10 protein-coding genes and 1 pseudogene are annotated in these 12,166 nt (G+C 66.2%); 4 read left to right on the top strand and 7 right to left on the bottom strand.

What is annotated here, in order from left to right; translation table 11 throughout:
- Positions 1-113: 113 nt before the first annotated feature.
- The 4 genes and pseudogenes from purS to kynA form a co-directional block, all read right to left on the bottom strand.
- Positions 114-353, bottom strand: a pseudogene (purS, locus tag K323_RS23680) (phosphoribosylformylglycinamidine synthase subunit PurS); the annotation flags it as partial.
- A gap of 117 nt (positions 354-470) precedes the next feature.
- Entirely contained in the window at positions 471-1,730 is a 1,260-nt protein-coding gene (locus K323_RS23675) for a kynureninase (protein WP_084696987.1), read from the bottom strand.
- Between the two features lie 56 nt (positions 1,731-1,786).
- The gene (locus tag K323_RS23670; protein ID WP_022883542.1) at positions 1,787-2,695 is read right to left on the bottom strand and encodes an amidohydrolase family protein; all 909 of its coding nucleotides are present in this window, start codon (positions 2,693-2,695) and stop codon (positions 1,787-1,789) included.
- Positions 2,692-3,546 carry a tryptophan 2,3-dioxygenase gene (gene kynA, locus K323_RS0101600; RefSeq protein WP_022883541.1) on the bottom strand — a complete coding sequence of 285 codons (855 nt, stop codon included), beginning with the start codon at positions 3,544-3,546 and terminating at the stop codon, positions 2,692-2,694. Before kynA ends, K323_RS23670 begins: the two co-directional genes overlap by 4 nt.
- 158 nt (positions 3,547-3,704) lie before the next feature.
- Here kynA and K323_RS0101595 point away from each other — a divergent pair, with 158 nt between their 5' ends.
- Complete coding sequence (locus K323_RS0101595) at positions 3,705-4,364, top strand: TetR/AcrR family transcriptional regulator (protein WP_084696965.1); 660 nt, start codon at positions 3,705-3,707, stop codon at positions 4,362-4,364.
- A gap of 73 nt (positions 4,365-4,437) precedes the next feature.
- Here the strand turns inward: K323_RS0101595 and K323_RS23665 are convergent, their stop codons facing one another.
- Genes K323_RS23665 through K323_RS0101580 form a run of 3 tightly spaced genes read right to left on the bottom strand, consistent with a single transcriptional unit; the run spans position 4,438 to position 9,257 of the window.
- Positions 4,438-7,308: an FAD-binding and (Fe-S)-binding domain-containing protein gene (locus tag K323_RS23665; RefSeq protein ID WP_022883539.1), complete on the bottom strand. Its 2,871-nt coding sequence runs from the start codon at positions 7,306-7,308 to the stop codon at positions 4,438-4,440.
- A 31-nt stretch (positions 7,309-7,339) separates the two neighbouring features.
- On the bottom strand, positions 7,340-8,311 hold the full coding sequence (gene murQ / locus K323_RS0101585) for an N-acetylmuramic acid 6-phosphate etherase (RefSeq protein WP_022883538.1): 972 nt from the start codon (positions 8,309-8,311) through the stop codon (positions 7,340-7,342).
- On the bottom strand, positions 8,301-9,257 hold the full coding sequence (locus tag K323_RS0101580) for an N-acetylglucosamine kinase (protein ID WP_022883537.1): 957 nt from the start codon (positions 9,255-9,257) through the stop codon (positions 8,301-8,303). The genes murQ and K323_RS0101580 overlap by 11 nt, the downstream gene beginning before the upstream one ends.
- A gap of 129 nt (positions 9,258-9,386) precedes the next feature.
- Between K323_RS0101580 and K323_RS0101575 the strand changes: the two genes are divergently transcribed.
- From K323_RS0101575 to K323_RS0101565, 3 genes are all read left to right on the top strand, one after another.
- A complete protein-coding gene (locus K323_RS0101575) occupies positions 9,387-10,247 on the top strand; it encodes a MurR/RpiR family transcriptional regulator (RefSeq protein ID WP_022883536.1) in 861 nt (286 codons plus the stop codon).
- A gap of 203 nt (positions 10,248-10,450) precedes the next feature.
- Positions 10,451-11,449 (top strand): GNAT family N-acetyltransferase, encoded by a 999-nt coding sequence (locus tag K323_RS0101570; RefSeq protein ID WP_022883535.1) that lies wholly within the window; start codon positions 10,451-10,453, stop codon positions 11,447-11,449.
- A 13-nt stretch (positions 11,450-11,462) separates the two neighbouring features.
- Entirely contained in the window at positions 11,463-12,155 is a 693-nt protein-coding gene (locus K323_RS0101565) for a PIG-L deacetylase family protein (protein ID WP_022883534.1), read from the top strand.
- Positions 12,156-12,166: the final 11 nt, after the last annotated feature.

Raw genomic sequence — 12,166 nt, 5'->3', positions numbered from 1 at the left:
GTCTCCCCGGCCGGCGGCGTCGCCACGTCGGTGCCTGTCACGTCGGTGTCCTCGGTGACGTTGCCGACGGCGAAGTCGGCCGCTGCACTTGCCCCGAAACCGTCGACGCCGGCGTAGTGCACGCTGATCACGTCTTCGATGACGGAATTGGAGAACATCGACTCCGCGAGTTCCTGTACCTCGGCCAGCACCGCGTCATCCGCCGGCCCATCGACCGTGATCTCGAAGCGCTTGCCGATGCGCACACCGGTGAACTTGTCTTTGCCGAGTCGACCGAGGGCGCCTGCGACGGCCTTGCCCTGCGGGTCGAGCAGCTCGGCCTTCGGCATCACTTCAACAACGATGGTTGGCACAATTCACTCCAGGGCGGCTCGTGGGTGGATGCGTCGATTCTACCGTTCGCGGGTGAGGTGCCAACTCCTCGTGCCGCCGGCTCCGCACGAGGTGTCGCACGAGGAGAAGTTGGCACCTCACGGCTCGAGCAGCCCACTCCGGCCGAGCAGGATGCCGCGCAGCACATCGCGAATCGCCGCAACGCCCTCGTAGGTCTCGACATAGCTCGTCGACAGCGGCGACAGACCGATGCGCAGCCCATCCGGCGCGCGGAAGTCTGGGATGACTTCGTGCGCCCAGAGCGTCGCGGTCACCTGCCGCATGTCGGGGTGATCGATGGTCACGTGCCCGCCGCGATGCGTCTGCTCGCGAGGTGACGCGACGGTCACCCCCATCGGAGCCAGCCACTCGTCGACGAGCGAGATCGCGAATTCAGTCAGCCCGACCGACTTGGCCCTCACCTCTTCTATGCCGGCTTCGGCGATCATGGCGATGGTGTCCTGCATGGCGAGCATGCCGACGATGGCCGGCGTTCCACTCATGAAGCGACGGATGCCGGCGGCCGGCCGATACCCCGGCCCCATTTCGAAGATGTCCTGTGTTCCCATCCACCCCTGGATCGGCTGGGCGAGAACCTCCTGCAGGTCGCTGCGCACATAGCCGAACGCGGGCGAGCCTGGGCCGCCGTTCAGATACTTATAGGTGCAGCCGACGGCGAGGTCGACGCCCCACAGGTCGAGCTCGATCGGCACGGAACCTGCGGAGTGGCAGAGGTCCCAGAGCACCAACGCTCCAGCGTCGTGCGCGACGCGGGTGATCCCGCGCACATCGGCCAGGAACCCGGAGCGATACGCCACGTGACTGAGCAGCACGAGCGCCGTCTGTGGGCCGACGGCATCCTGAACCTGCTCTGTGGTGACGCCGCCCGAGTGATCTGGGCGGATCCAGCGGAGAGTGAGCCCGCGCTCCGCGGCGATGCCCTCGAGTACGTAGCGGTCGGTCGGGAAGTTATCGGTGTCGAGCACGATCTCGGTGCGGTCGCTGCGGGAATCGACCGCGGCTCGCGCCAGCTTGTAGAGCATCACGGTCGTCGAGTCGCCGACCCAGACCTGGCCCGATGCCGCACCGAGTGCGGCACGCCCGAGATCGTCGCCGATGCGGAGCGGCAGCTCCATCCACTCCTCGTCCCAGCCACGGATGAGGCGGGTGCCCCAGGCGCCGGTGAGAAACTCGGTGATGCGCTGCACGCTGGCGAGCGTCGGGCGGCCGAGCGAATTGCCGTCGAGGTAGGCGACCGGGTTCGCACCGGAGGCGCCCCCGCTCGCGTCGTCCAGTCCGACGCTGTGCATGCCGAAAAACCGCGCCCGGTAGTGTGCCAGACCATCGATCCGGTCCATGCGCCTGGCGAACGCGAGCTGGGGACTCTGGCCGCCGTCTGTGCCCTGCAGGTGCGTCAATCCGTGTCCTCGAGGTCGTCGGCGGTGACGGCGCGCGCTTCGCACAGCCAATCGGCGAACCCTTCGCGGTCGGTCGGGCGCTCGCCGGGTACAACCGTAACCCGCTTCAACGGATGCCGCCCAGCGCCGCCCGCAGTCCTCGCGAGGGCGCCGCCCGGCAGCGCGGCGGTGAGCGCGCCGATAACCTCATCCGGCGCCATTCCTGCGCCGAGGAGAGCATCGATCTCTCGCCGATTGAGGCCGACGGGAAGAGGCCCGTTGCCGAGATCCGTTCCGTAGAGCACGCGTCCGCCGAACGCATGAAATCGACGCAGATTGTCGCTGGCACGGGTGAAGTCGTCTGTGGGCTCGCCCCAGCCGTGAATGTCGAGGGTGCTGATCCACGTCATCCGCCCGGCCATGGCGTCGACGAGTTCATCGACGAGGCGCTCGCTGAACGGCGTGTGCGCGAGCATGTCGACCCCGGCGCTGAACGCCCGAACGGCCTGTCCGACACCCTCGGCGTGTGCGACGACGGGCACACCGTTCTCATGCGCGCCGGCAACGATCGCACGCAGCACATCGGTGGCGAAAACCGGACCGGCGTCTGAATTCAGGGTGACTTTGATGACGGATGCGCCTGACGCGAGCTGTTCTCCGACGGCTGCTGCGGCATCCGTCACCGTCGTCACCTCACGAACGCTGCCCGACGGCGCCCATGCCTGCCGACCGGGGTAGCCGCCCGGTGCGGCGAGGAACTGGTTCGCGTACGCGATCTCGAGCTCCGCAGCCTCAGCTGGTGCGCCGGGCTGCCAGCCGCCGAGGTCGAGCACACGTGCGACACCGCCCGCAGGAAGCACGGCCGGGTCGATCAGCGCGAGATGGACGTGGGCGTCGAGGAACCCCGGGAACGTCGTCTGAGTCATTGCCCGATCTCCGTGCGCACCGCGAAAAGCTCGGGGAAGAAGGTGAGCTCGAGCGCCTTCTGCAGGAATGCAGCGCCGCTTGACCCACCGGTACCCGGCTTCATGCCGATGATGCGTTGCACGGTCTTCAGGTGGCGGAATCGCCACAGCTGAAAGTTGTCTTCGAGGTCGACGAGCTCTTCGCAGGCCTCGTAGGCGGCCCAATGTTCTGTCGCGTTCTCGTAGATCGTGCGGAATGTCTGCACCAGTTCCGGGTGCAGCACCCAGGCATCCGTCACATCGCGGTTCAGCACATCGACCGGAATGTCGAAGCCGGCGCGGTGCAGGTAGCGTAGGAACTCGTCGTAGATGCTGGGTGCTTCGAGCACTTCGGTGAGGAGGGCGTGCGCGACCGGGTCGCTCTCGAAGACACGCAGCATGCGACGATTCTTGTTGCCGAGCGCGAATTCGACGGCGCGGTACTGGAACGACTGGAATCCGGATGCATTGGCCAGGAACCCGCGGAACTCGGCATACTCTGTCGGCGTGAGCGTGGCCAGCACAGACCATTGCTCGGTGAGGGTGCGCTGGATGTGCTTGACCCTGGCGATGGCCTTCAGCGCCGGGGCGAGCTGGTCGGTGCGGAGGAATTCGGTCGCGGTGCGGAGTTCATGCAGCACCAGTTTCAACCACAGCTCTGTGGTCTGGTGCTGGATGATGAACAGCAGTTCGTCGTGGTGCTCCGGCACGCTGACCGGCTTCTGGGCGCTGAGCAGGGTTTCCAGCTCGAGGTACGACCCGTAGCTCATCCGTTCCCGAAAATCGGTGACGATCTCCGGGTCGAAGGCGCGCGTGTTGTTTTCGACCGGCATGTGGACTCCGTTTCCGAACCCGTGCTGGCTTGTGGCCGCGATGCACCGGTTCCGCTCTACGCATTCTCAGGGCAATCGGTCCGCTGTGCAAGACGGCGGGGAGGTCCGGCGCAAGTTGCCCACTACCGCTCGCAGGATTCGGCCTTAGAATCAAGCCCATGACCTCGTCTGCTCGCCCCTCGCCCGAGGGGTCGCCCTCACGCCGCCGCGATGCCAGGGCGAATCGCGATCGGTTGATCAACGAGGCGCGAGCGCTCATTGCCCAGAACGGCGTGGATGCGTCGCTGGAAGAGATCGCCAGGCGGGCGGAGGTCGGCGTGGCAACGCTGTACCGCAACTTCGCGACCCGCGACGACCTGGTGCGCACCCTCTTCGGCCTGGCCATCGAGCAGCTGCAGCACGTGCAGGAGGAGATCGCCTCTGCGCCGAGCGCGTGGGAGGGCATCGTCGTCTTCCTGGAGCGGGCCTCCGAGTGGCTGGTGGCCGACCCGTCGATTCCGCCGATCATGCAGCGGATGGAGAAGATCGACCCCGCATATCACCCGGCGGAACAGCTCAAAGAGTTCATCGCGCCGCTGATCGCCCAGGCGCGGAAAGACGGCGACCTCAGGGGGGACGTCGACGGGATCGACATCGGAGTGCTGGTCTCCATGGTCGGGTCGCTCGGCAGGAGCGACAGCGGCAATGCCGGGCAGTGGCGTCGGCAGCTGGCGGTCATCATCGACGGGTTGCGCGCGCCAGGTCATGATCGACCCAAGCTGCCCGCGCGACCGACGGCGCGCGGTGCCTCCCGGCGCGCGGCACGCAGCCGGGCGTAATTCTCGCTGCCACCGCCGCCCCGGCGTCAAAACATCAAGAACTGGCCAGCGACGCCACCCTGCAAGAGGCACTCTACGGCGTGGGTCGGGTCGCTTCCTCGAGCAGTTCGAGCACGTGGCGGTAATTGGCTCCGGTCGCCCGGCTCATGCCGATCTCACAGGTGCGATTGGTCGAGGCGTGGGCGTCGAAGTCGCCCGCCCGCACCTCGGCGGCCTCAGCGGCGGTTGCCGAAGCGGTCAGTTCGGGGTGCAGCATGCCGCGGTCTCCTGCGAACCCGCAGCATCCCCAGTTCTCCGGGGTGTGCACGGTGCCGGCGATGCGCCCAGCGATCTCTCCCAGCGCGTCATTGACGCCTAACTGTGTCGACGAGCAGGTCGGATGCAGCGTTAGGGAGCCGAGTGACACTGAGACGTCGAGATGACCCAGGAGGGTGTCGCGCGCGAAGTCGATCGAGTCGATGAAGCGCAGCTCGGCGAATTTCCCGCCCTCCGACATGGCACTCGCGCGCAGGGTCTCGAGCCCTTCTGTGCAGGAGGTGGCGTCGCAGATCACCGGGAGGCGCCCGCCGTCACTGGCCGCGAGCAGCGCGGGGAGCACGATCTCGCGCATCCGGTCGTAGCCCGCGAGGTGGCCCTTCGACTTCCACGGGGTACCGCAGCACATCGATCCGACACCCTCCGGTATTCGCACCTGCACGCCGGCGCGTTCGCAGAGCGCCAGCAGGGCATCCATGGCGCCGAGCCCTTCACGACCAGCGTCGTCGTTGCCGGCCTGTTCCGGCGCGAACATGGTACCGATGCATGACGGGAGATACACCGCTACCGGGTCTGCTGCCGCCAGAGGCTTTCGGGGGCGCCCACCGGCGGGGAGATCGTCGCTGTAGAGCGGAACGGTGTCTTCGCCGAGAAGCGCCCGCCCCAGCTGGGTCGCACCGCGCACGAGGGCAGTGGGCACGGCATCCGCCACGTTCAGTGCCACCGCGCCGACGCGGGTCACGGTGCGCCAGTGCCCGGCAGCGGTCTTCCAGCCGCGCCCCTCGAGCGCCGAGGAGTTCTCTGCCCGAAGCCGCCGCACCAGGTCGCCCGTGTTGATGGTGACGGGACACGCGGTCTGGCACATTCCGTCGACGGCGCAGGTGGCGAGGCCCTCGTAGTCGTAGTCCCGGCGCAACTCGTTCAGAAGATCGGTGTCGCCCACAGCCTCGGCGTTCGCCATCTCGCGCCGGATGGCAATGCGGCCGCGTGGAGTGAGCGTCAGGTCTTTCGAGGGGCAGGCCGGCTCGCAGTACCCGCACTCGACACAGCGGTCGACTTCTTCCTCGACCGTTGGGGTGATTTTGAGGTCGCGCAGGTACGCGTCGGCCTCGTCGGAAAGTACCGAGCCCGGGTTCAGGATGCCGGCGGGGTCGAACAGGCGTTTGACCTCGCGCATCACCTGATACAGCTCGGTACCGTACTGTCGCTCGACGAACGCGGCCATGATGCGTCCGGTGCCGTGCTCGGCCTTGAGCGAGCCGCCACGGCCCAGGACCAGTTCGACCATGTCTTCGGTGAACGCGCGGTACCGGTCGAGGCTGGCCGGGTCGTCGAAACGTTCGTTCAGCATGAAGTGCACGTTGCCGTCTTTGGCGTGCCCGAAGATCACGCTCTCCTCGTAGCGGTACCGGTCGAACAGGCCGGTCAGCTCTGTGCAGGTGTCGAGCAGCGCGTCGACGGGAACGGCGATGTCTTCGAGCAGCGCCGTCGTGCCAGACGGTCTGGCACCGGCCACTGAGGTGTACAGCCCTTTGCGAATGGACCAGAGACGCTGACGGATGCCGACATCGGTCGAGAATTCGGCCGACGTCGACACGCCCCGGCGGCCCAGGATCGCGGCGCTGTTCGCCACCCGTTCTGCAAGCACGTCGGCGGAGTCGGCCTGGTGCTCGATGAGCAGGGCGGCATGACCGTCGACGGTGAGGGCATCAAGCTCGGCCGTGCGCTCTGTCAGGGTCTTGGCAACCCGCAGCGAAACGGAGTCCATGAGCTCAATGGTCGCCGGAGCGGATGCGACGAGGTCGGGAAGTGCCGCCGTGGCGGCCGCGAGAGTGGGGAAGATCGCCAGCGCCGTCGACGCCTGGGGCAGCGTCGGCACGGTGCGGAAGGTGGCCTCGGCGATGAAACCGAGTGTGCCCTCGCTGCCGACCAAAAGATGGGTCAGGATGTCGATGGGCGAGTCGAAGTCGAGAAACGAATTGACGCCATAGCCCATGGTGTTCTTCATCGCGAAGAGCCTGCGGATGGTCGCGACCGACGCGGAGTTGCCGCGCACCCGGTCACGCAGCCGCAGGAGCCCGGCATACAGCTCCGGCTCGAGTTCGCGGAGTGAGCGATCGGCATCCGGCGCCACGGTGTTGATCGTCGTGCCGCTCGGGAGAACAACGATGAGCGACCCCAGGGTGCGGTAGCTGTTCTGGTCGATGCCGCAGGCCATGCCGCTGGAGTTGTTGGCGATCACGCCGCCGATTGTGCACGCGATCTCGCTCGCAGGATCGGGGCCAAGCTTACGGCCGTACCTGGCCAGTGCGACGTTGACCTGCCGCACCGTGGCACCGGGCTGCGCCCTCACCAGGGAACCGTTCTCCAGCACCTCGATCCGCCGGAACGACGAACGGGTGTCTGCGAGTATGCCGTCGGTGACACCCTGGCCGCTGAGGCTCGTGCCGCCGGATCGGAACGTGAGCGACCCGGCGCCTGCGTGCGCGTCACGGAACAGGGCCTGGACATCCGTTGCCGTATTCGGCGTCACAACGGATGCCGGCACCAGGTAGTAGTGAGACGCATCGTGAGCCTTCGCAAGGCGATCGATCGAGCGAACGGATGCCGTCGGCGTCGGCGGCTGGCGATCGGTGTGAGTCTGGTGAATCTTGTGTGACTGCTGAATCGTGTGAGTGTGGCGAATCATGGTGGGTCCCGTTGTCTCTGCCAGCCTGACTCTAGCTCGCGTCGGCTTGCGAGCCGGAAATCGCCACCCTCAGCAGCCCATTCGCTCGCGCCAGCTCGGCGACGGCCTGCTCGCGGCCTTGCCCGGTGGCCAGCATGAATATTGCGGTTTTGACGGACCCATCGGCCGCACTCAAGGCTGCGCGCGCGGCCCCGGCGTCAACCCCGGTCGCGGTCATGACGGTGAGTTCGGAGCGTACCTGGAGCTTCTCGTTGGTGGCCTGCAGGTCGACCATGACGCCGTTGTAGGTCTTGCCGAGCTTGATCATGCTGATCGTGGTGAGCATGTTGAGCACCAGCTTCTGGGCGGTGCCAGACTTCAGACGCGTCGAACCGCTCACGAATTCTGGGCCAACGACGACGTCGATGGCGATGTCTGCGACGGCAGCGATGGCGGAGTTGTCATTTGAGGCGATCGAGACGGTGAGCGCGCCAACTTCGCGGGCGAAGCGCAGGCCGCCGAGAACGTAGGGGGTGCGACCGGATGCCGAGATTCCCACGACGGTGTCGTCGGCCGTGAGGTTCAACTCGGTGAGCGTTGCTGCCGCAGCCTGCGTGTCATCTTCGGCGTTCTCGACTGCGGTGAGAATGGCCGGCTTCCCGCCGGCGATCAGCCCGACCACCAGGCCGGGGTCGGTGCCGAAGGTGGGCGGGCACTCGCTGGCGTCCAGGATGCCGAGGCGACCAGGGGTCCCAGCGCCAACGTAGAACAGGCGGCCCCCGCGCATGAAGCGCCGGGCGATTCCGTCGATCGCGGCTGCGATCTGCGGGGCCTGCCGCCCGACGGCGGTCGGCACCAGGGCATCCTCACCGTTCATCTCGCGCACCAAGGTGAGGGTGTCGAGCGTGTCGAGGTCCGGTCGATTCGTGTTGACGGATTCCGTGGTCAGCCCGGTGAGTTCCGCGCGGAGCTCGTCGCGCGCGGAGGATGCCTGCTGGTCGGCGAACGGGAGATTATCGTGCACGGTGGATGTGCCTTTCATGCGGAAGGTCGGTGCGGAGCGCTGCGAGAGATGCGCCCCAGAGTGCGTCTGAATGCGGATGGATGGCCGTCAGGCCAGCCGAGGTGATGGCGTCGCTCAATCGCGCGTTGAACCACGGATGCAGGGAGAGACCACCCAGCACGGCCACCGTTTCTGAGTCGGCCGTTTTGGCCGAGTCGTCGCGGGCCGTTGCGGCTGGCGTTGCGGCTGCTGCGGCCGCCGCAGTGGCGCTGAGCAGCCGGGCAGCTTGATCGGCGATGCCGACGGCGACCGTGTCTGCCTGCTCTGCCGCCTCGAGCACGAGCGGAGCGAACCGGGCAAGCTGCCTGGCCGAGTTCTCGGACTCCGCCACCCAGCGAACTGGGTCACGGCCGAGGGTGAGGGACGCGAGTCTGGCTGACAACTCGGTGGGTGGCCGCAGCCCTGATCCCGCGCCGAGCACGGCGCGCAGGCCCTCTCGGCCGATCCAGGAACCGCTGCCGAGGTCGCCGATGTCGGGCCCCCAGCCGTCGACGCGGCGCATTTCGCCCGCTGCATCGATACGAACAGCCACGGCCCCGGTGCCGGCTACCAGGATGGTGCCTGGTGCGCCGTCGAAAGCGCCGAGGTGCGCCGTCACGACGTCAGACGCCACCGCGACAGGCACTCCGAGCCGTTCGTGGACGGCTGCTGCGATGGTGTCGCCGGCAACCGGGTCGGTGAGAACGCCGGCCGCTCCGACTCCGCAGGCCTGCACGGCCCGGGCGTGGTGAGCGGGGAGGAGCCGAACGGCGGCGATCAATCGGTCGACGGCCAGGGCGCCGCCGTCGGCGTCCGCTCGAACCCCGTCGAGTTCTGAGGACGCCAGAACGACTCTCGCCCGGATGATCACCGCCCGACACGACGTCTTTCCGAGGTCGAGGCAGAGGAGAGTCGGTTCAGTGCTCACAGTTGAAAATGTACTACAGATAATCGAAAGAGTTCGAAAATTCTTTCCGGGTTGCGCACCATGCGGCATACTTCTCGTACAACTGTCGCGGCCCATGCCGGCCGCGATCACTGAGTCGCGAGGAACTGCATGAGCATCCAGTCCACGATCGAAGCGGTCGTTTCGACGTTGTCACCGTCGACCAGGCGGATTGCCGATGCGATCAGGGAGAATCCGTCGATCGTGCTCGGGAATACCATCAGCGAACTGGCGACACTCTGCCAGACGTCTGAGGCATCCGTCGTGCGCTTCTGCCAGGCGATCGGTATGTCTGGCTACTCGCAACTGAAGATCAGCCTGGCCACGGAACTCGGGAGGGAATTCGCCCAGTTCGGGGAATCGCTCAACTACGGGTCGGACATCGCTCGGACGGATTCCCTGCAGGAGATGGCTGTGAAGATCTCCTCGCTCGAGATCCTGGCCATCCAGGAGACCGTGGCCAAGCTGGATTTCGGCGCTGTTGCGCGCGTTGTCGATGCCCTGGACGCCGCGGATCGCAGCATTCTGTTCGGGGTCGGGGCGAGTCATTTCATCGCTGAAGACCTGCAGCACAAGTTGTTTCGAATCGGGCGAAACGCCTTCGCGCTGAACGACGCCCATGAAGCCTGGGCAGGGGCCTCTCTGCTGACGCCGAACGCCGTCGCCATCGGCTTCTCGCACATGGGCGAGACGAAGGAGACGGTGAACTTCCTGCGGGTGGCGCGCGAGGAAGGGGCATTCACCGTCGCGGTGACCAGCGCTAGGGAATCCTCGCTGGTAGCGGCGGCCGAGGTGAGCCTGTTCACTGAGGTGCGCGAGACGACATTCCGCGCCGGAGCAATGGTGAGCCGGATCGCTCAGCTCGCCGTGGTCGACTGCGTGTTCGCCGGAGTAGCCCAGCGTCGGTTCGACGACACCGTCGAAGCGCTCAAGCGCACACGGAACGCCACTCGCGGCGCTCGCGGCGTCTGAAGACTCGCACCGCGCGATTCCCGCAGTCTGCACGGCGCATTTCGGCGATCCTTGGGCGCACTTCAAGACAATCGCGTAAATGAACTCCCAAAAACTGGAAGTCTTTGAAAATTCTTGACATCATCGGACGAACGCCGGTAAGTTCTAGCCAGCGAACCGATGGGGTCTCGCAATTCACGCCCGGCAGAGTGAAAGGGACACACGTGTCACAGCCCGACTCCCCGACCGTCGGCGAGGTCGACTTTCGCACGTTCGAGGTCGGCGACGCCGCGAAGATCGCCGCCGCCTGGACGCACGCTGCGCCCCAGGACGGCATGACGGCGCTGCGCTTTCGCGACCTGGTGTTGCTCGATCGCAACTTCGATGCGTCCGGACTCTTCGTCGCAGAACAGAGCGGCCAGGTCGTCGGTTCTGCTTACGCGGTGCGACGGCGTGTCGCCCACGACGGCGATGATCTCGAACCCCAGACCGGCTGGATTCTCTACTTCTTTGTGACCCCGCCGGCGCAGAACAACGGAGTCGGCCGGCGACTGGTGACCATGGCGATGGACTGGCTTGCCGGCCTCGGGCGCAGCGAGGTGGTGTTCTCCAGCTACACGCCGAACTACGTGTTGCCCGGACTCGACACCGACCGATACCCGGCGGCAAGCGCACTCCTCTCCTCCCTCGGCTTCGAGACGATCGAGCGGCCGAGCGCCATGGACCGCTCGCTCATCGGTTATCAGATGCCTGCCGACATCCGTCAGCTCGTCGACAACCTGCGCGCCGACGGGTATGCGTTCGACAGCCCGACGTCAGACGAACTGGTTCCCCTCATCGCCATGGCCGGCGACCGGTTCAACTCCGATTGGGCGCGCGCGATCCGCGATTGCGTCGTCGGCGGAATGCCGCTTGAACGCATCATCGTCGCCAGGGACCCGGCCGGCACGCTGCTCGGTTGGGCCATGCACGGGACATACGAGAACGTCATCGAGCGCTTCGGACCCTTCGGTGTCCTGCCGGAGAGCCGCGGCACGGGGCTCGGCAAGGCACTCCTTCACGTCACGTTGGAACGCATGTGTGCCCTCGGCGCGCACAGTGCCTGGTTCCTCTGGGCTGACGAGGACTCAACGGCGTCGCACCTTTACCGCAAGACCGGGTTCGGCATCAGCCGCACCTTCGCCATCCTCCGGGCGCCGTTGGCACCGGCGACCGCGATTTGAAAGGCCGAAATCTATGACGAAGACAGTTATCGCCGTCGGCGGGCACATCGGTGACATGGAACTCACCGCCGGGCCCACCCTGGCGAAGATGGTGCTCGAGGGAGCCAGAGCCATCATCGTTGACTGCACCTGGGGCGAGCGCGGGCATCCGTTGCTGACTCCTACCGAATATCGTGAGCAGAAGCTGCACGAGGGGCGTTTCTTCGCGGATGCCATCGGCGCTGAATTCGTGGCGCTCGACTACAGCGACGGTTTCCTGCCAGACGACGAGGCGGTTGCAGAACAGATCGCACAGATCATCCGTGAATCGAAGCCGGACGTGATGATCACGCACTGGATCAAGAGCATGCATCGCGATCACGTCAACGCTGCGAAGGCAGCGCTGCGCGGTGCCTTCCTCGCTTCCATCCCCATCGAAGGCGAGCCCCTTGCGCGCCATTCAGTGCCTTCGATCCTGCACGCAGAGAACTGGGAAGACATGGAGGGATTCGAAGCGGACACCTTCGTGCCCATTCCCGACGAGGCGTTCGACCGCTGGCTCGCCGGAATCAGCGAGCACGCTTTTGCACGCGGCGAGACCTATGGCTTTCGTTTCATCGACTACTACTCCGCGCTGATGCAGGTGAAGGGATGCCTCGTCGGGCACCAGCGAGCCTGCGCATTCAAGAACGCGGGAACAGAGAAGTTCGCTCTGGCCGGCCCGTGATTGGGCTTGCT

The organism is Glaciibacter superstes DSM 21135, from assembly GCF_000421145.1.
Lineage (GTDB): Bacteria > Actinomycetota > Actinomycetes > Actinomycetales > Microbacteriaceae > Cryobacterium > Cryobacterium superstes.
Note: the sequence above shows the minus strand (reverse complement) of the source record. Positions and strands in the feature narration are given on the sequence as shown.

What these genes read in the sequence shown, in the direction of transcription:
- K323_RS0101565 (WP_022883534.1), top strand. Translation starts at nt 11,463, where the DNA reads ATGACGAAGACAGTTATCGCCGTCGGCGGGCACATCGGTGACATGGAA.
- K323_RS23670 (WP_022883542.1), bottom strand. Translation starts at nt 2,695, where the DNA reads ATGACTCAGACGACGTTCCCGGGGTTCCTCGACGCCCACGTCCATCTC.
- K323_RS23675 (WP_084696987.1), bottom strand. Translation starts at nt 1,730, where the DNA reads ATGGACCGGATCGATGGTCTGGCACACTACCGGGCGCGGTTTTTCGGC.
- K323_RS0101575 (WP_022883536.1), top strand. Translation starts at nt 9,387, where the DNA reads ATGAGCATCCAGTCCACGATCGAAGCGGTCGTTTCGACGTTGTCACCG.
- kynA (WP_022883541.1), bottom strand. Translation starts at nt 3,546, where the DNA reads ATGCCGGTCGAAAACAACACGCGCGCCTTCGACCCGGAGATCGTCACC.
- K323_RS23665 (WP_022883539.1), bottom strand. Translation starts at nt 7,308, where the DNA reads ATGATTCGCCACACTCACACGATTCAGCAGTCACACAAGATTCACCAG.
- K323_RS0101595 (WP_084696965.1), top strand. Translation starts at nt 3,705, where the DNA reads ATGACCTCGTCTGCTCGCCCCTCGCCCGAGGGGTCGCCCTCACGCCGC.